The organism is Gemmobacter megaterium, assembly GCF_900156815.1.
Classification (GTDB): domain Bacteria; phylum Pseudomonadota; class Alphaproteobacteria; order Rhodobacterales; family Rhodobacteraceae; genus Wagnerdoeblera; species Wagnerdoeblera megaterium.
In genome coordinates this window covers 21,038-41,788 of sequence record NZ_FTOT01000009.1, presented here as the reverse complement: position 1 = coordinate 41,788, position 20,751 = coordinate 21,038, and the positions used below count along the sequence as shown (strand labels likewise).

The 20,751-nt window shown below is 66.0% G+C and carries 19 protein-coding genes; 8 read left to right on the top strand and 11 right to left on the bottom strand.

Features of this window, described 5'->3' with window-relative positions:
• Positions 1-4: 4 nt before the first annotated feature.
• From BW970_RS16960 to BW970_RS20945, 5 genes are all read right to left on the bottom strand, one after another.
• Positions 5-382 (bottom strand): hypothetical protein, encoded by a 378-nt coding sequence (locus BW970_RS16960; RefSeq protein ID WP_076533673.1) that lies wholly within the window; start codon positions 380-382, stop codon positions 5-7.
• Positions 383-392: 10 nt separating this feature from the next.
• Positions 393-1,166 (bottom strand): DUF6478 family protein, encoded by a 774-nt coding sequence (locus BW970_RS16955; protein ID WP_076533672.1) that lies wholly within the window; start codon positions 1,164-1,166, stop codon positions 393-395.
• A 91-nt stretch (positions 1,167-1,257) separates the two neighbouring features.
• A complete protein-coding gene (locus tag BW970_RS16950; RefSeq protein ID WP_144038998.1) occupies positions 1,258-1,917 on the bottom strand; it encodes a hypothetical protein in 660 nt (219 codons plus the stop codon).
• Positions 1,898-3,634, bottom strand: coding sequence for a dihydroxy-acid dehydratase (ilvD, locus tag BW970_RS16945; RefSeq protein ID WP_076533668.1), 1,737 nt, complete (start codon positions 3,632-3,634; stop codon positions 1,898-1,900). Before ilvD ends, BW970_RS16950 begins: the two co-directional genes overlap by 20 nt.
• 84 nt (positions 3,635-3,718) lie before the next feature.
• Complete coding sequence (locus tag BW970_RS20945; protein WP_188475573.1) at positions 3,719-4,447, bottom strand: hypothetical protein; 729 nt, start codon at positions 4,445-4,447, stop codon at positions 3,719-3,721.
• A 122-nt stretch (positions 4,448-4,569) separates the two neighbouring features.
• On the opposite strand from BW970_RS20945, the gene BW970_RS16935 reads away from it, so the two are divergent.
• Positions 4,570-5,433, top strand: a complete 864-nt coding sequence (locus BW970_RS16935; RefSeq protein WP_076533664.1) for a peptidoglycan DD-metalloendopeptidase family protein — start codon at positions 4,570-4,572, stop codon at positions 5,431-5,433.
• 102 nt (positions 5,434-5,535) lie between these two features.
• Here BW970_RS16935 and BW970_RS16930 read toward each other — a convergent pair whose 3' ends face one another.
• From BW970_RS16930 to BW970_RS16915, 4 genes are read right to left on the bottom strand one after another with little or no spacing between them, the layout of a single operon-like run.
• Positions 5,536-7,605 carry a DUF7408 domain-containing protein gene (locus BW970_RS16930; protein WP_076533663.1) on the bottom strand — a complete coding sequence of 690 codons (2,070 nt, stop codon included), beginning with the start codon at positions 7,603-7,605 and terminating at the stop codon, positions 5,536-5,538.
• The gene (locus BW970_RS16925) at positions 7,602-10,355 is read right to left on the bottom strand and encodes a DUF4159 domain-containing protein (protein ID WP_076533757.1); all 2,754 of its coding nucleotides are present in this window, start codon (positions 10,353-10,355) and stop codon (positions 7,602-7,604) included. Before BW970_RS16925 ends, BW970_RS16930 begins: the two co-directional genes overlap by 4 nt.
• Positions 10,355-11,224 carry a DUF58 domain-containing protein gene (locus tag BW970_RS16920; RefSeq protein ID WP_076533662.1) on the bottom strand — a complete coding sequence of 290 codons (870 nt, stop codon included), beginning with the start codon at positions 11,222-11,224 and terminating at the stop codon, positions 10,355-10,357. Before BW970_RS16920 ends, BW970_RS16925 begins: the two co-directional genes overlap by 1 nt.
• A complete protein-coding gene (locus BW970_RS16915) occupies positions 11,221-12,222 on the bottom strand; it encodes an AAA family ATPase (RefSeq protein WP_076533661.1) in 1,002 nt (333 codons plus the stop codon). Before BW970_RS16915 ends, BW970_RS16920 begins: the two co-directional genes overlap by 4 nt.
• Positions 12,223-12,293: 71 nt before the next feature.
• Here BW970_RS16915 and BW970_RS16910 point away from each other — a divergent pair, with 71 nt between their 5' ends.
• Together BW970_RS16910 and BW970_RS16905 are read left to right on the top strand one after the other, a co-directional pair.
• Positions 12,294-12,881, top strand: a complete 588-nt coding sequence (locus tag BW970_RS16910) for a DUF1285 domain-containing protein (RefSeq protein ID WP_076533660.1) — start codon at positions 12,294-12,296, stop codon at positions 12,879-12,881.
• A 200-nt stretch (positions 12,882-13,081) separates the two neighbouring features.
• Positions 13,082-13,318, top strand: coding sequence for a DUF2798 domain-containing protein (locus BW970_RS16905; protein WP_076533659.1), 237 nt, complete (start codon positions 13,082-13,084; stop codon positions 13,316-13,318).
• 6 nt (positions 13,319-13,324) lie between these two features.
• Here BW970_RS16905 and BW970_RS16900 read toward each other — a convergent pair whose 3' ends face one another.
• Together BW970_RS16900 and BW970_RS16895 are read right to left on the bottom strand one after the other, a co-directional pair.
• Positions 13,325-13,978, bottom strand: coding sequence for a YggS family pyridoxal phosphate-dependent enzyme (locus BW970_RS16900; RefSeq protein WP_076533658.1), 654 nt, complete (start codon positions 13,976-13,978; stop codon positions 13,325-13,327).
• Between the two features lie 78 nt (positions 13,979-14,056).
• On the bottom strand, positions 14,057-15,256 hold the full coding sequence (locus BW970_RS16895) for a porin (RefSeq protein ID WP_159441459.1): 1,200 nt from the start codon (positions 15,254-15,256) through the stop codon (positions 14,057-14,059).
• Between the two features lie 46 nt (positions 15,257-15,302).
• On the opposite strand from BW970_RS16895, the gene BW970_RS16890 reads away from it, so the two are divergent.
• The 5 genes from BW970_RS16890 (at position 15,303) to BW970_RS16870 (ending at position 20,645) form a co-directional block, all read left to right on the top strand.
• Positions 15,303-15,854 (top strand): DUF3576 domain-containing protein, encoded by a 552-nt coding sequence (locus BW970_RS16890; protein ID WP_076533656.1) that lies wholly within the window; start codon positions 15,303-15,305, stop codon positions 15,852-15,854.
• An 83-nt stretch (positions 15,855-15,937) separates the two neighbouring features.
• Positions 15,938-18,493 (top strand): leucine--tRNA ligase, encoded by a 2,556-nt coding sequence (gene leuS / locus BW970_RS16885; RefSeq protein WP_076533655.1) that lies wholly within the window; start codon positions 15,938-15,940, stop codon positions 18,491-18,493.
• Positions 18,480-18,965 (top strand): LPS assembly lipoprotein LptE, encoded by a 486-nt coding sequence (gene lptE / locus BW970_RS16880; RefSeq protein ID WP_076533654.1) that lies wholly within the window; start codon positions 18,480-18,482, stop codon positions 18,963-18,965. Before leuS ends, lptE begins: the two co-directional genes overlap by 14 nt.
• The gene (locus BW970_RS16875; RefSeq protein WP_076533653.1) at positions 18,962-19,990 is read left to right on the top strand and encodes a DNA polymerase III subunit delta; all 1,029 of its coding nucleotides are present in this window, start codon (positions 18,962-18,964) and stop codon (positions 19,988-19,990) included. Before lptE ends, BW970_RS16875 begins: the two co-directional genes overlap by 4 nt.
• A 67-nt stretch (positions 19,991-20,057) precedes the next feature.
• Complete coding sequence (locus BW970_RS16870; RefSeq protein ID WP_076533652.1) at positions 20,058-20,645, top strand: glutathione S-transferase family protein; 588 nt, start codon at positions 20,058-20,060, stop codon at positions 20,643-20,645.
• Positions 20,646-20,751 lie beyond the last annotated feature (106 nt).

The following is a 20,751-nucleotide window of genomic DNA, read 5'->3' as shown; positions in this document are numbered from 1 at the left end:
GCGGCTACATCGTTTCCAGGCAATGCCGACGGAACGCGCGTTTGAGCATGTCGAGTTCTGCGCGCAACAGATCGACCTCGGCGCGCAAATCCTCGCCACGATCCGCCCCTGTCACGATGGTGAAATGCCCCAGCGTTGCGCCACTGGTCGTGGAAAGGATGACAAAGGTCTGCACCCCGTCCGACAACGCCTGGACAGGCACCGGCACGCGCAATGCCCAGTGCCCCGGTTTGTCGGGGATAGAGGCCAGGGTCGCCCCTTCGACCCGGCGGTCCAGATGGCGCACCTCGACCTCGGGCACGGGACCGGCAGGATCGGCGCGCAGCACGCCCTCCCAAAGTCCGGCACGGATGCGGGTTTCGGTCAGCACGGGTTCTGCCATGACGGGCTCCCTACAATTCTGCGCGCGGACGGCGGCTGAGCGTGACATCGCGCAGCACGATCTGGTTAAGCTGCGGCCCTTCGAAGATCAGATCGACCCACGCCTTTTCGACACGCTTTTCGTTCAGCTTGGTATAGAACAGATCGAATTCGACCATCACTTCGGGGTCGTGCAAGGGCATTTCGCGCACGACCTGTTCCACATTCGGCCCGTGTTTCACATTCAGCCGCGCGAAAATCTCCAGCGGTTTTTCCATTTCCACGATCGTGTCCAGCCGTATCAGATGTTTGGTTCGCAGGCCGTTCACCGCCTCGGACGGCAGATCGAGAACAATGGACAGGAAGCTGCCGTCAAAATGGAACACATCCATACGCAAGCCAAAGGGCGCGATATCCTCCTCGCGGCGGTTGCGGATCTGGCGGGTGGTGATTTCCGATACCCGGCAATCGTGAAACAACGTGGCGCCATCGCACAGCGGGGTGCGACTCTCGATTCCCGCATGGCCTGCGGCGGGGACCGGGCCGCGCCACAAATCCGGGCGCCAGGCCCAGTCAGAACCTGGTGGGCGACGGATCGGGTTGGGGCCGATCACCGGAAGCGCAAGCCGGCCTTCGGCGCTGTGCAGCACGCGGTCGATGTGGTGGCGGTGCTGGCGGGCAATTCCGCGCAGCCTGCGCAGGGATTCCAGATCCTGCGTTTCGGCAGCATCAGCCGCCTTTCGCCAACGGCGCAGCGCGCGCCGCATCACCAACCGGTCAAGAACACCGTCCAGCCTGCCCGCCATACCCATTACCCATTTGCCCCGTTGCACCTGCGCCGAGGACAGTCCTTCGCCTAGTATAGAACATGCTTCCATGCGGAAACAGTAAACGGTGTCAGGCTTTCGGAATTGCCGCAGTCTCCGTGGCATTGCGCAACGAAGCGATGAATTCACGCAACAGCGACAGGCCCGCATCGCGCGAAAGCGGGCTTTCCGGTACGGCAAGGACTGCCACCGTCACCATACGCCCGCCGACCTGCAACAGCGCGCGCCAGTACTCGGGCTGAACGGCCCCCCACGAAAAGGCGGTACTATCGGTCAGGTAAAGCAGGAATGCGCCATTCTCGGCAAAGCCTTCCCGGATCCGGATCGTCGCGGCCTTGCCCGACCGGCTGAGTGCGGCGCGTCCGCGGTCCGACTGGAAATACCTGTCCAGCCCTGCCGCCGCCGCATCAATGTCGATCAGCCGCCCCTTGGCGGCAACCGCGGCGGTCAGCACGGCGGACTGCGACGGGGCAGGGCCGAGCAGGCCGCCGCCCAGACCCCGGCAAGCCGACAATACCGCCAGCGCAGCCCCGCCCTGGGCATCGCGGCTGACCTCACGGTCGATACAGAACCCGCGCGGCCCCGCCACGATCACCTGTCCCCCCGCCACGCCCATCCGGGCCGGTGGCGGGCCGGAAAACCGCGATGGCGGCGGATCGGTCATCTGGCAGGCCGCCAGCGCCATCAGCGCGGCGGCCCCCAGCAGGGATTTACTGATCCATATAGACATGCGTCTCGGCTTTGGCGCCCGGATGGGTGGTGGCGCCATAGCGCGCCTTGCCCACCAGTTGGGCATACTTCCAAAGCGCACCCGAGGCGTATTCGGTCTTGCGCGGTCCTTTCCATTCAACCTTGCGGCGGGCAAATTCCTCGTCCGACACATCGGCAGAGATTTCGCCGGTCAAGGCGTTGATGGTGATCATGTCGCCGGTCTTCAGCAGGGCGATGGGGCCGCAATGCGCAGCCTCGGGGCCAACGTGACCCACGCAGAACCCGCGCGTCGCGCCAGAGAACCGGCCATCGGTGATCAGCGCCACTTTCTTGCCCATGCCCTGCCCCGACAGGGCTGCCGTCGTGGCCAGCATCTCGCGCATACCGGGGCCGCCTGCCGGGCCCTCGTTGCGGATGACGATCACTTCGCCTTCCTTGTAGGTGCGGGCCTTGACGGCCTCGAACGCCTCTTCCTCGCATTCAAAGACGCGGGCGGGGCCGGTGAACACCTGTTCCTTTTCCGACATGCCTGCAACCTTCACGATGGCACCATCGGGGGCGATGTTGCCCTTCAGGCCCACAACGCCGCCGGTGGCCGTGATCGGGGTTTCCACCGGATAGATCACGCGGCCATCAGCCTTGCCCTCGATCATCTCCAGCTCTTCGCCGATGCTGCGGCCGCTGGCGGTGATGCAGTCCAGATGCATCAGACCGGCCTTGGCCAGTTCCTTCATCACCACCGGCACGCCGCCGACCTCGTACAGATCCTTGGCCACATATTCACCGCCCGGACGCAGATTCACGAAATAGGGGGTGTCGCGCATGATGTCGGCCACATCGAACAGGTCGAAATCAATACCCGCCTCATGCGCGATGGCCGGCAGGTGCAACGCGCCATTGGTGGATCCGCCGGTGCAGGCCACCACGCGGGCGGCATTTTCCAGCGACTTGCGCGTCACGATGTCCCGTGCGCGGATGTTCTTTTCGATCAGATCCATGACGGCCTGACCCGAATAGTCGCAATACTGGTCGCGGCTTTCATAAGGCGCCGGGGCACCCGAGGAATTCAGCAAGGCCAGGCCGATCGCCTCGGACACGCAGGCCATGGTGTTGGCGGTATACTGCGCGCCGCAGGCCCCGGACGACGGACAGGCGATGCGCTCCATCACGTCCAGCTCGGCTTCGGACATGGTGCCGGCCTGCACCTTGCCCACACCCTCGAACAGATCCTGCACCGTCAGGTCGCGGCCCTGATAGCGACCCGGCAGGATCGACCCGCCATAGATGAACACCGACGGCACGTTCAGCCGCACCATGGCCATCATCATGCCGGGCAGCGACTTGTCGCAGCCCGCAAGGCCGACGATGGCATCATAGCAATGCCCCCGCATCGTCAGTTCAACCGTATCGGCAATGGCATCGCGGCTGGCCAGCGAGGACCGCATCCCCTCGTGCCCCATGGCGATGCCGTCGGTCACGGTGATTGTGGTGAACTCGCGGGGCGTGCCGCCATTTTTCTTGACGCCCATCTTCACCACCTGCGCCTGCCGGTTCAGGGCGATGTTGCAGGGCGCGGCCTCGTTCCAGCAGGTTGCGACACCGACCAGCGGCTGATGGATTTCCTCTTCGGACAATCCCATCGCGTACAGATAGCTGCGATGCGGTGCGCGCGCCGGGCCCTCGGTCACATGGCGGCTGGGAAGTTTCGACTTGTCGAAACGCTGGTTGGTGCTCATGGGGTGATCCTCCGCAACTGGCTGGACATGGGATAATGGGCCGGGCCAGCTACGGCAAGGCGCAACGGACGCGAGCCCGCGGGTTCAGGGACAGGGTTGCCGCAACGCCTCGGCCAGCGGCGGGCAACTGGCGGCCAGCGCACCAAGGCCGACAGCCAGCCCCAGAACCGGAACGTGGCGCGTGCCGGGGAAACGCGCCTGCACTTCGGCGCCCGTCGCCACCGTTACCTCGCCCGAGGGAAGGGTCAGGCCAAAGCCCTGCCCCGCCCCTTTCGGCACAACCGGCACATCGACCAGAACCAGCGCAGTGGCCGCCGACAGGCCCGGCACTCCCAATGCACAGGCGGATCCGCGGATCTCCGAATGGACCGCACCGGGCGTGGGCTGGATCGTGCCCCCCGCGCTGCCGGTATCCGTGATCCAGCCCAGAACCGGCGCGCGGAACATTCCGTTCGTCACACGGATCGCCACCCCTTCGGGCGCGCAGGCCACGCCGATCAGGCCGTCTTCGGTCTGGACATGCACCGAAACGCCCAGCGCATCATGGGTATCCAACGCCCATTGTCCGGCCGGAGCCGCAGGCGCAACAGGTGCAGCGGCGCGGCGGGAGGGCGCGGCCCGGCGCGGCGCCTGACCCTCGCACCGGGTGCGCACACAGGCGCCATAGCGCGGATCGCTTGCGTCGCGGGCGCGGGACATGCACTGCTGGCGGCAGATCTCCATGTCGCGCGCGTCCAGTTGCGCCCGTGCGTCAGGAGCCAGCATCAATGCGCTCAGGGTCACGAGAATGGCAACGACAGCATGGCGCGGCATCAGGGCCTCCGGAATATGCGGCAAGGACGGCGCCATGGTGCCCCAATCCATCCGCGGTGCCAAGGCTTGAGGTCTGCGCCGCTCCGGCCCATGCTGCCGCCGGAACGAACCCGAGGTGCCAGATGACCAACCCGCTGCCCGACCAACCCGACCTTTACGCAGCCCTGCGCGCCAGCGGCGCCCCTGCCGAGGATCTGCCCGCGCTTCTGGCAGCCTCGTCCCCCGAGGTTCAGGCGCGTCTCGCGCAGGTGGACCAGGCCTTGCTGCGCGCAGTGCTGCGCGCGGGTCAGGGCCAAGAGGCGATTGCCGGTTCCAGCGTGATCTGTGCCGCCTTGCACAAGGCCGAGATCGCGCCGATCCTGCGCCCGGCCCCGTCGCACAGCGATACCATCGTCCTGCGGGCGGACGGCACGGATCCGGCAATGCCTGCCTATTCGGATCCGGCCTTTGACGCCTGGTTCGGCGCCACCGGCGCGCGCTATGGCCTTGGCCCCTATGGTGAAAAGCGCAGCGTCTATGCCAGTGCCCAGTTCGCCGATGCCGCCAGCCCCGAACGCCGGACGCTTCACATGGGGATCGACGTCTTTGCCCCCGCGATGACGCCGCTCTATGCCCCGCTGCCCGGTGTGGTGCGGCTTGTGCATTACAACGCCGACCCGCTGGACTATGGCCATACGCTGATCCTGGAACATGAGGTCGGCAGCCTGCCGGTCTACACCTTGTATGGCCATCTTGCCGGGACATTGCCAAGCCTGCTGCAACCCGGCGATACCGTAGTGGCCGGCGAACCCATCGCGCATCTTGGGCATTGGCACGAAAACGGGGGCTGGGCACCGCATGTGCATTTCCAGATCATGACCGACATGCTGGCACAGACAACCAACTTCTTCGGAGTGGCGCATGAAAGCCTTTGGGATGTCTGGCAATCCATCTGCCCGGACCCCGACCTGATGTTGCGGCTGCCAGCGGGGCTGTTGGACCGCTGACAGCCGCGGCGCGACGGCCCTGTCGCGGAGCCAAGGGGGCACGCCCCCTTGGAAACCCCGTGGGTATTTGGGGCAAGATGAACAGGCACCCGTCGGCCCGGACTACGCCTTGCGTGCGGGCTGCCGCCCCTCCCACAACCAGGCCGCAAGGGCGAGGCCCGCGACCAGCAGCAAAAGCGCCCAGGGCGGCAGGAAAGGACTGATGCGGATGTCCTGCGTCACGAACGCCTCGCGCGGGGTGATGCCCAGCCAGCCGCGCCCTGCGGCGACGCGGCCTTCGGCGACGCGGCGAATGTCGGGCAGACCATCAGAGAGCCGCACCACCCCGCCCCCGGTTGCGTCCAGGACCGGCTGCATGGGGACGGAGGCCGCGATGGTCTGTTCGAACTCGCGCGGGGCGGCCGGACCAAGGGCGGCCACGGCCGTCATCTCGCCTTCGGTCAGACGATACAGCCCCATGCCCGGCGCGTCCCAGGTGCCTTGCCACAGGCCCGGTCGGGTTTCGCTCAAATCCAGGCGGCTCTCGGCGCCATCGGGCGCAGTGATCGTCACCTGCCCCGGCGCATCGCCCAGAGTGCGGCGGGAAACGGTCAGCCGCAGTCCCTGTGCATCGGCGCCCAGGGTTTCCTCTTCCAGCTCGGGTTCCTTCATCGTCCAGTGCGCAAGGCGGCGGAGCAATTCCAGTTGCGGCCCGCCACCTTCGTAGCCGCGACCCCAGAGCCAGATATGATCCGACCCCAGCATGGCAACGCGCCCTTCGCCTTCGCGGTCCAGCACCAGCAGCGGGCGGTTGCCGATCCCTTCCATCACCACCTGTCCGCGAGTCGCGGTCATGTCGATCTGGCGGAACCACCGCCCCCAACCCTCTTGCGGCGCCTGTGACTGCAACCCTTCGGTGACGGGGTGCTTGCGGCCCGTATCGGTCAAGGTCGGACGGAACCCTTCCTCCAGAACCCGGCTGGTCGGGGAGATCGGCAGTATCTCGGCCAGGGGCGACCGCCACAGGCTGTCGGCAGATCCGAATTCGGGCCCGGCAGCGATCAGCACGGCCCCGCCGTTGCGCACGTAATCGCGGACGTTTTCCAGATAGGACATCGGCAGGATGCCGCGCCTGCGGTAGCGATCGAAGATGATCAGATCGAATTCGTCCACCTTGTCGACGAACAGTTCCTTGGTGGGAAAGGCAATCAGCGACAGTTCCGTCACCGGCACCCCATCCTGCTTTTCCGGCGGTCGCAGGATGGTGAAATGCACCAGATCGACCGAGGCATCGGATTTCAGCAGATTGCGCCAGACACGTTCCCCCGCATGGGGTTCACCGGACACCAGCAGCACGCGCAGCCGATCCCGCACCCCGTTGATGCGCAGCACGGCAGCATTGTTGGCGGCCGTCAACTCGCCCTCCTGGGCCGCTACGGACAGTTGCAAGACGTTGATCCCGCCATGTGGCAGGTTGACCGGAAGCTCCAGATCCTCGCCCACCGGAACGGTGAAGGTCTGCGCGGGCTCGGCCCCGATCGACACCGTCAGTTCGGCATAGCCGGCCAATGCGGCGGGAACCGCGCCCTGATCCTCGATCCGCAGGATCAACGAGACAGGCTCTCCCATGATGGCGAAAGCAGGTGCCGTCTTGACCAGCAGCCGACGGTCCCAGTCCTGTGGCTCGCCGGTCAGCAGCAGATGCAGGGGCGCGGGCAGTTCGGGCGCCAGCGCCGCATCATGGACATGCCCGTCCGAGATGACAAACACACCTGCGAGGCGCGCGCGCGGGATGTCGGCCATTGCCTCGGCCAGCCGGGCCATCGCCAACGTGCCCCCATCGGCATCGTCATCGGGCACACGAATGACCTGCGCCTCGGTCGCAGGCATCCGGGCAATGCGCGCCAGCATCCCCTCCAGCGCCGTTTCGGTCTGCGCGGGGCGGTCGGCGATGCGCTGGCTGGCGCTGTCGTCCACCACCACCAGCACGATATCGGACAGCGGCGCCCTGTCCTCCTGCTGCCAGGAGGGGTTGAGCAGCGCCACGAGGATCGCGGCCAGTGCCAGAGCGCGCAAAAGCCCCCCCGACATGCGCTGCCAGATGGCAAGGGCCAGCAGCAGCGCGGCAAACCCGGCCAGGCCCCAGATCATCGGCCATCCCAGCAGGGGGTCGAGAACCACGGCGCCCGTCATTGACCGAGCCTTTCCAGCAGCGCGGGCACATGGACCTGATCGGATTTGTAGTTGCCGGTCAGCACATGCATGATGAGGTTGACGCCGAAGCGCCAGGCGAATTCGCGCTGACGCTCTCCGGCAAAGCCGCGGCCCACCGGCATCATCGGGACGCCCCGGTCATCGACGGCCCAGGCCGAAGCCCAGTCGTTGCCACCGATCACCACGGGCGTGACACCATCGTTCAGGTTGCGAAACGGCATTCCTTCGGCCTGTTCGGCATCTGGGGGCGCGGCCTCGACCCAGACGGGTCTGCCGACATGGCGGCCAGGAAAATCCTGTAACAGATAAAACGTGCGGGTCAGCACATGATCTGCGGGGATCGGCTCCAGCGGCGGAATGTCCAGCGGCTGGGCCAGCATCTGCAACTTGCGGCCTTCGGGCGTTGCGCCACCGAATCCCGCGACATCCGCGTCGCGAGTGTCAAACAGGATCATCCCCCCGGTGCGCAGATACTGGTTCAGTTTGCGATACGCCGCAGGCGATGGCATTTGCTGGTCTGCCGTGACAGGCCAGTAGATAAAGGGAAAGAAGGCCAGTTCGTCGCGTTCCAGATCCACGCCGACGGGTTCCGCCGGTTCGATCGTCGTGCGGTTGTAGAGCACATCGCCCAAGCCCCGCAGACCCGCCCGCGCCACCTGATCCACCTGAGGCGATCCCGTAAGCACATGGGCCAGGACCACATCGACGGTGGCGCGCATGGCGAACGCATCATCCGCGCGAGCCGCGCCCGGCGCCAGCATGACCAGGGCCAGCACAACGGCAACCCCACGCCGCAGGCGGCCGGTCAACCACAGCGTCGCCAGAATGTCGGTCATCAGCATCACCAGCGCCGCAGCAAGCAGCGCACCTTTCAGCGAATGTTCATGGAGTGCCACGATCCCCTCGACAACAATCCGGTCGGGCCATTGCGTGGCCTCCAGCACGCGGTCGGGACCGATGGCATTCAACGCCAATCGACGGTCGCCGTCGGAATACAGCCCTGGCGGCAATTCTGCCGAAACGGCCCCCGATGGCAGCGCCGCGGCCAGGTCCGGGCCGGCCACCGCCCCAAGCCGCCCGCCATCGCCCAGACGGCCGAACGCATCCAGCACCTGCACGGGCTGCCATGTCGTGCCTTCCAGGTCTGCGGCAGAGGGGTGGGCGGTCCGCGCCGAAACGGCCAGACGTTCCAGCATCTGCACAAACAGCCCCGACAACGGCAGGGACGACCATTCCGCATTGGCGGTCACATGGATCAGCACCACCTGGCCATCGCCAACCGGCTTGCGTGTCACAAGGGGGGTACCATCGGCCAGCGTTGCAATCGTACGCTCGCCCAGTTCGGGGTCAGGCTGCGCCAGAACCTGTGCCGTCACCGTCACCTCCTCGGGCACGGCGAGGCCAAAGAAGGGCGACCCGGCGGCAAAGGGCGCCAGACGCCGGGGTTCGCCCCAGCTCATCGCGCCACCAACCGTGCGGCCGCCTTCGCGCAGACGGACCGGCAGCAAGGGGTCGTCCTGAGTGCGGCCAAGATCGCTGGCGGCAAGGCGGGGTCCGGCAAACCGCAGCAATAGACCGCCACGGGCCAGCCATTCCTGAACCTGTTCTTCCTCATCCACCGTCAGGCGGGCGACATCGGCAAGCACGATCACATCCGGGCTGGCCAGAACCACATCGGTCAAGGTGCCGTCGATCAGATCCGCCACCGGGGCCAGCGCCTGACGCAGATAATGGGTGGCAGACAGAAGTTGCAGCCCCTCCCGGTCCTCGCGCCCCGAAAGGAGCGCCACCTTGCGACGGCGCAGGCCATCATCGGCCAAGGCAACAGCCCCGGCGCTGCGCACACCTTCAAGTTCGAAGCGCGCCACGCGGTTGCGGATTTCAGGCGGCAGATCGAAACCGGCCTGCGCCTCGGATGCCGGCGCGTCGAACGTGACCGGCGCACGGGAAAGTTCCCGTTCGATCCCCGAGGGATCCGGGCCGATGGCCAGCACATTGGCCTCTGCCACGGAGCCGGTTCCCGCACGTCGGGCAGCGATGGTCAGCGCACCGTCCGTATGTGTCGCGGGAACAAGGCCCGTCACGGGCCGCCCGGTTTCAAACACCCGCACCGGCCCCCGCGCCTCCAGCGCCGCCAGAACCCCCTCACGGGACGGACGGTCCAGCCCGTCAGACAGCCAGAGCGTTTCGAATCGTCCGGTCTGACCACGGGCCCAGATTTCCGACAGCAGGCCCGGTTCCCAGGCATTCGGTGTGATCGACGGCAATCTCTGGCGCCATTCCGCAGCAGACTGAAACGCCAGCGGACCCGCAGGCGGATCCGACAACAGGGCCACGGCCACCGGGCGCCCCTGACGCGCGGCCTCGTCAATCGCGGATGCCACACGTTCCTGCCGGCGCGGCCAGTCACGTGCATCGGCCCAACTGCCATCGACCAGAACAAGCAGCGGCCCTGTCCCCGCCTCGCGTTGCACAGGGTTCAGCACCGGTCCGGCAAAGGCAACGATCAGCGCCGCCATGGCAGCCATGCGCAACAAGAGCAGCCACCATGGCGTGCGGTCGGTTTCCGCCTCGTTGTCCCGCAGCCCCAGCAACAGGGCAACACCGGGAAACCGCCGACGCACCGGCGCCGGGGGAACGGCGCGCAGCACCCACCACAGCACAGGCAATGCGGCCAGTGCCCACAGGATCAGCGGGGCGGTAAATCCCAGAGGCCCGATCACCCACATCAGCGCCGCCGCTCCATCGCGCGGTACAACCACAGCAAGGCGGTCTGCGCGCCCTGCCCGGTATGGTGACACGTGTACTGCCAACCCGCCGCGCGGGCGAGCGTCTGCACACGGTCCTTGCGGTCGGCCAGCCGGTCCAGGTACCGGCTGCGCAACTCGCCCGCGCGCAGCGTCTCGTGCCGCAGGCTACCGCCCATGGATTCAAAGATTGTACGACCGTCGAAGGGAAACTCCTCCTCTGCCGGGTCAAGCACCTGCACCAGCGCGCCGGTCACACCGGACTCGGCTGCCCGCCCCAAGGCGGATTCAAGCTGTGCCAAATCGCCCAGAAAATCCGACAGGAACACAGCGCGACCATGCGGCGCCAGGCCGATGGCCTCTGGCGCGCCATACTCGGCATCCTCCTCCAGCAGCCCCTCGGCGATACGCTCGACCTGCGCGCGCCCCGATCGCGGGGGGACAGCGCTACCGGACAGGCCGACACGTTCGCCGCCCCGCAACAGCAGCACCGCAAGCGCCAACGCCAGCACACGGGCCCGGTCTGACTTCGCAGGGCGCCCCTGTCCGCCAGAATAGGCCATCGACCGCGCGCCATCGACCCACAGCACCACCGACTGCGCCGCCTGCCACTCTGTTTCGCGCACATAGGGCAGGTCGCCCCGCGCGGAGCGCCGCCAGTCGATGCGACGCAGCGGATCGCCCGGCATCGCGGGACGGAACTGCCAGAATGCGTCGCCCATGCCCGCCTGTTTACGCCCGTGTTCACCCAGGATGATCGTGGCGGACAGATGCTGCGCCTCGGCCAACAGGGGCGGCAGGGTAGCGCCCAGCGCCTCGGCGCGCAGGCGAAGGGGTTGCGGCAGGGTCACGCGGCGGCCTCGACCTGCAAGACACGCATCGTCACACGGGCAATCAGGGCCGCCAGATCCTCGCCCCGCTGGCGGGCGGCAAAGTTCAGCGCCATACGGTGGATCAGCACGGGCTGCGCCATGGCGGCGACATCATCCAGGCTGGGGGCAAGACGGCCATCCAGCAGCGCCCGCGCCCGCACCATCAGCATCAGCGCCTGGGCCGCGCGCGGCCCCGGCCCCCAGGCAAGACTGTTGCCCAGATCCTTCATGCCATCGGCCTCGCCCGGACGGCAGGCGCGCACCAGATCTAGGATGCTCTCGACGACCTGATCCCCCACCGGCATCCGCCGCAGCAGCATCTGCGCCGCCAGCAGGGTTTCGGCGGTAAAGACCTGTTCGGACAGCGTATCCTCGGCCCCGGTCGTGGCGATCAGCACGGCGCGTTCGGTCTCGCGGTCAGGATAGGGCACATTGACCTGCACCAGAAAACGGTCCAGCTGCGCCTCGGGCAATGGATAGGTGCCCTCTTGCTCGATGGGGTTCTGGGTGGCCAGCACATGGAACGGCCGCCCCAGCGCGCGATGCACACCGCCGACCGTGACCTCTTTCTCCTGCATCGCCTGCAACAGCGCGGATTGGGTGCGCGGGCTGGCGCGGTTGATCTCGTCGGCCATCAACAACTGACAGAACACCGGCCCCTCGATGAAACGAAAGGCGCGGCTGCCATCGGCTGCGGTCTCCAGCACTTCGGACCCCAGAATGTCGGCAGGCATCAGATCGGGGGTGAACTGGATGCGGTTGCCCCGCAGCCCCATCACGGTGGACAGGGTATCGACCAGCCGCGTCTTGCCCAGCCCCGGCAGGCCGACCAACAGGGCATGTCCCCCGCAGAGCATGGAGGAAATCACCAGATCGACCACCTGGCCCTGCCCGATGAATCGCCGGTTGACCGAAGCGCGCGCCGCCGCCAGCGTCGTCCCAAGTGCTTCGATCTCTGCAACCAGCGCGTCAGCCATGACAAATCCCCTGAATGTCCTATGATGCAGGAAAGCAAACTAATGCCTCGGGCACAAATGGCAAAAGAGTGATGGAAGATAAACCGCAACCCGTCAGCGCCGATACGCTGGCCGCGGCCGCAAGGGCAGCCGGGCGCAAGGGGCCTCCGCCGGTCCATCTTTGGAACCCGCCCTTTTGCGGCGATCTGGACATGCGGATCGCCCGCGATGGCACGTGGTTCTATCTGGGCAGTCCGATCGGGCGGCCTGCGCTGGTAAAGCTGTTTTCCGGTATCCTCAAGCTGGAGGACGGAAAGTACTTTCTGGTGACGCCGGTGGAAAAGGTGGGGCTCATCGTCGATGATGCGCCGTTCGTCGCCGTGGATTTTGCCGTAACCGGCGCAGGCCGCGATCAGGTCATCACCTTCACCACGCATGTGGACGATGTGGTAAGCGCGGGGCCGGACCATCCGATCCGGGTGGAACGCGACCCCGCGACGGGCGAGCCTGCGCCCTATGTGATGGTGCGCCGGGGGCTGGAGGCACGGATCGACCGCAAGAGCTTTTACCGCCTGGTGGACATCGGCACAGAGGCCGACCATGACGGAGAACCCTGGTTCGGCCTGTGGTCGCAGGGCGCGTTCTTTCCGGTGATACCTGCGGCGGAACTCGACGGTTAGAACGCGCTCCCGCAGGTCGTTCGTCCTGCCGAGGCAGGACGCTCCCTTTGGGCCGGGCGCCGCGCGTGCCGCGCGGCGGGGAGATTTCGGCCAGCGCACCAAGGCGCCACAACAGTAGCGCAATGCAGCCTTGCGCCAGCGGATATGGACAGCCGCCACAACGGCACCTAGGGTCGCGGGGCCTTGTCAAGGACCCGACCATGATCCCTGCCCGTTACGCCCCCATCCTGTTCGGCTTCATCCTGTCGGGGCTGATGAGCCTGATGGTCTCGGGCATTTCCACCGTGCTTGCGACCGGGCTCGATGCGGATCTGGCGCGGCGCTGGCTCTTGGGGGCGTGGCTGCCAAGCTGGGCCGTGGCATTTCCGGCCGTTCTGGTGGTGGCGCCGATCACCCGGCGGCTGGTGGCCGCACTGACACGGCCACAGGCTGGCTGAGCAGGCTCAGGCGTAAGCACGAGCTCCGAAGATCGCCGAGCCGACGCGGACATGCGTTGCGCCATGGGCAATCGCCGTTTCGAAATCGCTGCTCATGCCCATGGACAGACCAGACAGGCCGTTGCGGGCGGCCAGGGTGGCAAGCTGTGCGAAATGCGGGGCAGGATCCTGATCTTCGGGCGGGATGCACATCAGCCCGGTCAGGGGCAAATCCAGATCGCGGCAGGCGGAAATGAACGCATCGGCCTGATCGGGCAGGACACCGGCCTTTTGCGGCTCGGACCCGGTGTTGATCTGCACGAAAAGCTGTGGACAGGCACCGCGCGTCTGCACCAGACGGGCGAGCTTGTCCGCAAGGGAGGGTCGGTCAAGCGTGTGGATCGCGTCGAACAGATCAAGCGCCTGCTTGGCCTTGTTCGTTTGCAAAGGGCCGATCATGTGAACCGAAACGCTTGCGAATCGCTGGCGGAACGCGGGCCACTTGCCTGCGGCCTCCTGCACGTAATTCTCTCCGAACACACGATGACCGGCGGTGAGAACCGACTCCACCCGGTCGAGCGGCTGGACCTTGGACACCGCGATCAGGGTGACGGAACCGGGCACACGGCCATGGGCCGTTTCAGCGGCGCGGATACGGGCGATGATATCGTCGAGGGCCATGGCAACCTCTTGCAAGGCTCTGTCACAAAAGAAAAGAGCGGGCTTGCGCCCGCTCTTTCCCGCAATGATCCCTGAGGATCAGAAGCGGAAGCTCACACCCAGGTCGGCGCGGGCTTTTTTCGCGTTGGTGCGCTCGACGCCACCAACGATCGAGGCACCACCGCCGAGGTCGTAGGACGCGCCCAGACCGAAGGTGGTTTTCGCTGCCGGAACGGCAGCAGCAGCGCCGTGGCCGCTTTCCGAAGCGACATAGCCCGAGATCGTGGTCGCGCCCATGGCGTACGAACCGTTGATCGCGAACTTGTTCACTTTGCTCACGCCTTTGCCGTTGCGGGCAGCGCCGAAGCCAACACCGAAGTCGCCGATTTTGCCACCGACGGTCAGGACGATCTTGTCCGAGCTGTCGTTGACGGCATCGCCGTCAGCCAGACCCAGAGCAACGGTCCAGCCCGAGAACTTGTAGGCACCGTAGGCGCTCAGGGTGTCGACGGTTGCACCGCCAACGCCGACCAGCTTGGTGGACGAGTACGACACGTGGCCGGTGAAGTCACCCATGGTGTAGATGACTTCCAGACCTTCGGCGCCGTTGCCGCGCGAGCTGTAAGCATCCCAGTCGAAGTAACGGCCGGTGACGTTGGTCACCATGCCCGACCATGCCAGACCGGTCAGACCAACCGACGGAGCGTAGACGCCGGGCATCGATTCGATGGCGCCCAGGATGTTGCCGCCAGCAACGGTCAGGCCACCAGCGCGAACGAAGACGCGAGCGCCGTTCACTGCGGTACCGGCAACCTCGTCCGAACGCAGACGAACGCGGGCACCGAAGGTCACGCCGTTGTCAGCGGTGGTCGACGCGTCGATGTTGATGGTGACGCGCTTTTCCAGCCAGGTTTTCGACTGGGCCGGAGCAACACGGCTGCCATCGTAGTTCATGCCCAGACGAGCGTCGCCACCGAATTTCACTTCAGCAGCGGCCACGCCAGCCGACAGCGTCAGCGCGGTGGTGGCGATCAGAAACTTTTTCATCGTTTTCCCTCGTTGTGTCAAAGGTGCGCCCAACTCAGGGGAATCCGAATTGGGTATGCCCCTTGTTTCCTCCCAGCGGCCCACGATTGCAACGCCAACGCGCAGCCCGCTGCGAACTCGAATGATGCGTGGTGCAGACATGCCACACTGCCCCAGGCCACCCAACTGACGCCGCAGCGCAGCGTTTCCGGCCTTCTTTCCGTACGCGCGTGCGAGGGCGCGGTTTTCCCCGACCTGCAAGGGCTTGTCCACCTGCGCCCCCTCGGCTAGACAGTTCCCATCGGATCGGAGGCCGCCCATGACAGTTCCAACCCGTTTTCGCCTTGCGATCACCAGCGCGGTGGTTCTTGCGCTGGCCGGATGCGGCGGCGGTGGGGGCCTGTTTTCGCGCGGGCTGCCCGGAACGGCAGCAGATCGCGCCGAAGCCGAGGCCCTGAACGAAGCCATGTCGCGCGAAGAACGCGCACAGCTTGCCCGCAGCCAGACACCGCTGACCGCGCGCCGCGGCGTGCTGGGCGATCTGTTCCGCGCCCGCAGCGAAGTGGATGTGGGCACCCGCGTGAACCGCTATCTGTGGAATGCCTCGCTGGATGCGCTGTCGTTCCTGCCTGTGGAAACGGTAGACCCGTTCACGGGCGTAATCTCGACCGGCTATGGCACGCCACCCGGCGGCGGACGCGCCTATCGCGCCACGATCTATATTTCGGACCCGGCGCTGGATGCGCGGTCGCTCAAGGTGGCGATCCAGACACGTGGCGGCGGGCCGGTGGCGCCGGAAACGGTGCGCGCGGTCGAGGATGCCATTCTGACACGCGCGCGCGAGCTTCGGGTGCGCGATTCGCGGCTGTAACCGGCACTGGCATTCGCCGCGATGACGGATATAACCACGCCGGGCCGATGTGCCCGGCGTTTTCACTGACAGGAACCCTTCGCATGTCCCGCTATACGCCCTCCGAAATCGAACCCAAATGGCAGGCCGCGTGGGACGAGGCCGGGGCCTTTACCGCCAAGGCAGACCCCGCCAAGCCGAAATATTACGTGCTGGAGATGTTCCCCTATCCGTCGGGACGCATCCACATGGGGCATGTGCGCAACTATACCATGGGGGACGTGGTGGCGCGCACCAAACTGGCGCAGGGCTATTCGGTGCTGCATCCGATGGGCTGGGATGCCTTCGGGATGCCGGCCGAGAACGCCGCGATGGAACAGGGCGGCCACCCCGGCACCTGGACCTACAACAACATCGCAGTGATGAAGGGCCAGATGAAACCGCTGGGCCTGTCCATCGACTGGAGCCGCGAATTCGCCACCTGCGACCCGGAATATTACGGCCAGCAACAGGCCATGTTCCTGGACATGCTGGAAAAGGGCCTGGTCTACCGCAAGGCGGCGGTGGTGAACTGGGATCCGGTCGATATGACCGTTCTGGCCAATGAACAGGTGATCGACGGCAAGGGCTGGCGGTCGGGCGCCCCGGTGGAACGGCGCGAGCTGGTGCAGTGGTTCTTCAAGATCTCGGACTATTCCGAAGAACTGCTGTCGGCGCTGGACGGGTTGAAGGACTGGCCCGAAAAGGTGCGCCTGATGCAGGCGAACTGGATCGGCAAGTCGCAGGGCCTGCAATTCGCCTTTGACACCGTGAACGCCCCCGAGGGATTCGAACGGATCGAGGTTTATACCACCCGCCCCGATACCCTGCTGGGTGCCAGCTTTGCCGCCATTGCCGCCGACCACCCGCTGGCCAAGGTGCTGGAGGCGCAAAGCCCTGAAATTGCCGCCTTTATCGCCGAATGCCGCAAGGGCGGCACCACCGCCGAGGAAATCGAGACGGCGGAAAAGATCGGGTTCGACACAGGGCTGCGCGTCCGCCACCCGCTGGATCCGACCTGGGAATTGCCGGTGTGGATCGCCAATTTCATCCTGATGGATTACGGCACCGGCGCGATCTTTGGCTGTCCGGCGCATGATGCACGCGACTTCGAGTTTGCCACGAAATACGGCCTGCCGATTCCCCCCGTCTTCGTCGCCGATGGCGCGGATGAAACGAGTTTGACCGAGCCCTTCATCCCGATGAAATCCGAACGTGTGCGCTATGTCCGCAACGTCGCCGGGGCCGAGGTGAAAACCGGCGAGCAGGGCATTCTGGATGCCATCGCCCTGGCCGAGGCCAAGGGCTTTGGCCAGGGGGTGACCAAGTTCCGCCTGCGCGACTGGGGCCTGTCGCGCCAGCGTTACTGGGGCTGCCCGATTCCGGTGGTGCATTGCGCAGATTGCGGCGTGGTGCCCGAGCGCAAGGAAAACCTGCCGGTCCGCCTGCCCGATGATGTGACCTTCGATCTGCCCGGCAATCCGCTGGACCGGCACCCGACCTGGCGCGACTGTGCTTGCCCGCAATGCGGCAAACCGGCCCGGCGCGAGACGGACACGATGGATACGTTTGTCGATTCGTCCTGGTATTACGCCCGCTTCACCGCGCCGCGCGCCACCACGCCGACCGATGCGGCAGAGGTCGAGTACTGGATGAACGTCGACCAGTATATCGGCGGCATCGAACACGCGATCCTGCACCTGCTGTATTCACGCTTTTTCGCCCGCGCGATGCACAAGACCGGCCACCTGCCCGCCAAGGCGATCGAGCCGTTCAACGCCCTGTTCACCCAAGGGATGGTGACGCACGAAATCTACCTGACGCGCGATGCCAACGGCCGGCCCGTGTATCACCTGCCCGAAGACGTGATCCGCAGCGAAGCAGGCGCCACGCTGAAGGATGGCACGGCGGTCGAGATCATCCCCTCGGCCAAGATGTCGAAATCCAAGAAGAACGTCGTCGATCCGATGAACATCATCGCGGAATACGGTGCCGATACCGCGCGCTGGTTCGTGATGTCGGACAGCCCACCCGAGCGGGACGTGGAATGGACGGCCGCCGGGGCCGATGCCACCTTCAAGCACCTCAACCGGGTCTGGAACCTGTGTTCGCGCGTGCTGGACATGGATGCCACAGCCACGGGCGACGACGATGCCCTGCACCGCGCGACCCACAAGACCATCGACGAGGTGACGCGCAGCATCGAAGGCTTTGCCTTCAACAAGGCCATCGCGGCGCTGTATGCCTTTACCAACACTGTGCTGAAGGCCGAAGCCTCGAAACCCGCGATGCAGGCGGCGATGCGGGTGTTGGCCAAGCTGATGTCGCCAATGACGCCGCATATCGCCGAATCGATCTGGAAAGCCCAGGGCGGCGAGGGGCTTTGCGCTCAGGCGCCCTGGCCCGTGGCGGATCCGGCGCTGCTGGTCGATGACACTGTGGTGCTGCCGGTGCAGATCAACGGCAAGCGGCGGGCGGAAATCAGCGTGCCCAAGGATATGCCCGCCTCCGAGGTTGAAAAGATCGCGCTGGCGAATGAAGATGTGATCCGTTTCATGGCCGGTCAGCCCATCAGGAAGCTGATCGTCGTTCCGGGGCGCATCGTCAATGTCGTGGTCTGACCGCCGCAAAGTTCTGGGCCTGCTGGCCGCCGCCCCGCTGGCGGCCTGCGGCTTTTCCCCTGCCCATGCACCGGGCGGCGCGGCTCATGCCCTGCGTGGCGCCGTGGTGCTCGCCGACCCCGCCGACCGGAATGGTTTCGATTTTGCCAATCGGCTGGAGGATCGGCTGGGCCGCGCCACTGTCCCACGGTTTCGGCTGGACTGGTCGGTCGCGGCCGAACCCGTCGGTGCGGGGATCACCCCGACCGGCGCCATCACGCGCTATACGCTCAAGGGCAGCGCCCGCTATGCGTTGGTGCGTCTTGAAAATGGTGAAACCGTCACCTCGGGCAACGCCGACAGCTTTACCAGTTGGTCCACCTCGGGGTCTACTGTTGCGACCCTGTCGGCGGAACAGGATGCCCATCGGCGGCTGATGGTCATTCTGGCCGATCAGGTTGTCGCCCGGCTGATCGCCGCCGCCCCGCAATGAAGCTGGCGGGGGGCGAAGCCGCGCGGTTTCTGGCCAAACCGGCGTTGAACGCGGCTGGGTTCCTGATCTATGGCGCCGATCCCATGCGGGTTGCGATGAAGCGGCAGCAAGCGGTCGCCGCCATCGTGGGCCCCGAAGGCGAAGCTGAAATGCGCCTGACCCGGATAGCCGCCGCAGACCTGCGCCGCGATCCGGCCGCATTGCAGGATGCCGTAAAGGCGCAAGGCTTCTTTCCGGGTGCGCGGGTCGCGCTGGTCGAGGATGCGGGCGACGGGCTGGTCGGGGTGATCGGGGCCGCATTGGCCGACTGGCGGCAGGGCGATGCCCAGATCGTGGTGACTGCGGGATTGCTGGCGGCCAAGTCCGCGTTGCGAAAGCTGTTCGAAACCCACCCGAACGCCCCGGCCATTGCACTCTACGACGATCCGCCGACCCAAGCCGAAATCGAAGATGAGCTGCGCCGCGCAGGTCTGGCGGCCGTGGGTGGCGGCGCGATGAAGGATCTGGTTGCCCTGGCGCGCGATCTGGACCCCGGTGATTTTCGTCAGACGGTGGAAAAGATCGGCCTGTACAAATGGGGCGACGACTCGCCTTTGAGCAGCGCCGAAGTTGCAGCCTGTGCGCCCGCAACTGTCGAAGCCGAGGTGGACGATATCCTCCATGCAGCAGCCGAAGGGCGACGCCGCGATGTCGGTGCCCTGATGCTGCGACTGGAGGGGCAGGGGGTGGCCCCTGTCACCCTGGCCATTCGCGCCTTGCAGCATTTCCGTGCGTTACATGCGGCTGCCTCGGACCCCGGAGGTCCGGCAGCGGGCATCGCCCGGATGCGCCCCCCCGTCTTTGGGCCACGGCGCGACAAGATGCTGCGTCAGGCCCGAGGGTTTGGCCCTGATCGGCTGGAACAGGCGATGGCGTTGATCGTGGAAACCGACATGACGCTGCGCTCTGCCAGCAAGGCACCGGGCATGGCGCTGGTGGAACGGATGCTGTTGCGGCTGGCCGGTCTGGCCGACGCGCGGCGCTGACGCAACGTGCCGCTTGCGCGCACGCCTGCCGTGGCGTCAGATGCCCCGACCAAGGAGGAGGGGCACCATGTACAAGGTCATCGGAACGTCCAAAAGCCGCGCCGCCCGCGTGCTTTGGATGCTGGAGGAACTCGGGCAAGCCTATGAACATGACGCAACGGGGCCACGCACCGATGCCGTACTGGCCCACAATCCGGCGGGGAAAGTTCCGGTTCTGCTGGTGGATGGTGCGCCAATCATTGATTCTGCGGCGATCATGCAGTTTCTGGCCGATCGCCACGGCGATCTGACCTATCCCGCAGGCACGCTGGAACGGGCGCGGCAAGACAGTCTGCTCCACTTCCTGCTGGATGAATTTGACGCGGTTCTGTGGATGGCCGCCCGTCACAGCTTCATCCTGCCAGAGGAGCGCCGGAAGCCGGAGATCAAGGAGTCGCTCAAATGGGAGTTCGAGCGCAGCCAGAAGGCGCTGATCGCACGCATGGGGAACGGGCCGTTTCTGATGGGCGATCGGATGACCGTCCCCGACATCCTGCTGGCGCATTGCCTGATCTGGGCCAAAGGTGCAAAATTCCCGATCAGTGAGCCGGCGTTGGAGGAGTATCTGACGCAGATGCGCGAACGCCCGGCCTATCAACGCGCCATGGCGCGCTGAGGCACTGGACGGGGGGCCAAACCAGATGGCCTGCCGGAGCGCCTCGGGCTTTGACGTCGCGCGTTCCGGTGGCGCCATGGCCCGAAGGCAGCGGCGCGGCGCGCGC

Excerpts from the sequence above, each read along its gene's own strand:
- BW970_RS16950 (WP_144038998.1), bottom strand. The coding sequence starts at position 1,917 with ATGTCTATATGGATCAGTAAATCCCTGCTGGGGGCCGCCGCGCTGATG.
- BW970_RS16875 (WP_076533653.1), top strand. The coding sequence starts at position 18,962 with ATGAAGCTGGCGGGGGGCGAAGCCGCGCGGTTTCTGGCCAAACCGGCG.
- BW970_RS16915 (WP_076533661.1), bottom strand. The coding sequence starts at position 12,222 with ATGGCTGACGCGCTGGTTGCAGAGATCGAAGCACTTGGGACGACGCTG.
- BW970_RS16935 (WP_076533664.1), top strand. The coding sequence starts at position 4,570 with ATGACCAACCCGCTGCCCGACCAACCCGACCTTTACGCAGCCCTGCGC.
- BW970_RS16905 (WP_076533659.1), top strand. The coding sequence starts at position 13,082 with ATGATCCCTGCCCGTTACGCCCCCATCCTGTTCGGCTTCATCCTGTCG.
- BW970_RS20945 (WP_188475573.1), bottom strand. The coding sequence starts at position 4,447 with ATGCCGCGCCATGCTGTCGTTGCCATTCTCGTGACCCTGAGCGCATTG.
- BW970_RS16955 (WP_076533672.1), bottom strand. The coding sequence starts at position 1,166 with ATGGCGGGCAGGCTGGACGGTGTTCTTGACCGGTTGGTGATGCGGCGC.
- ilvD (WP_076533668.1), bottom strand. The coding sequence starts at position 3,634 with ATGAGCACCAACCAGCGTTTCGACAAGTCGAAACTTCCCAGCCGCCAT.
- BW970_RS16890 (WP_076533656.1), top strand. The coding sequence starts at position 15,303 with ATGACAGTTCCAACCCGTTTTCGCCTTGCGATCACCAGCGCGGTGGTT.
- BW970_RS16900 (WP_076533658.1), bottom strand. The coding sequence starts at position 13,978 with ATGGCCCTCGACGATATCATCGCCCGTATCCGCGCCGCTGAAACGGCC.
- BW970_RS16925 (WP_076533757.1), bottom strand. The coding sequence starts at position 10,355 with ATGTGGGTGATCGGGCCTCTGGGATTTACCGCCCCGCTGATCCTGTGG.
- BW970_RS16910 (WP_076533660.1), top strand. The coding sequence starts at position 12,294 with ATGGAAGATAAACCGCAACCCGTCAGCGCCGATACGCTGGCCGCGGCC.
- BW970_RS16960 (WP_076533673.1), bottom strand. The coding sequence starts at position 382 with ATGGCAGAACCCGTGCTGACCGAAACCCGCATCCGTGCCGGACTTTGG.
- leuS (WP_076533655.1), top strand. The coding sequence starts at position 15,938 with ATGTCCCGCTATACGCCCTCCGAAATCGAACCCAAATGGCAGGCCGCG.
- BW970_RS16870 (WP_076533652.1), top strand. The coding sequence starts at position 20,058 with ATGTACAAGGTCATCGGAACGTCCAAAAGCCGCGCCGCCCGCGTGCTT.
- lptE (WP_076533654.1), top strand. The coding sequence starts at position 18,480 with ATGTCGTGGTCTGACCGCCGCAAAGTTCTGGGCCTGCTGGCCGCCGCC.
- BW970_RS16930 (WP_076533663.1), bottom strand. The coding sequence starts at position 7,605 with ATGACGGGCGCCGTGGTTCTCGACCCCCTGCTGGGATGGCCGATGATC.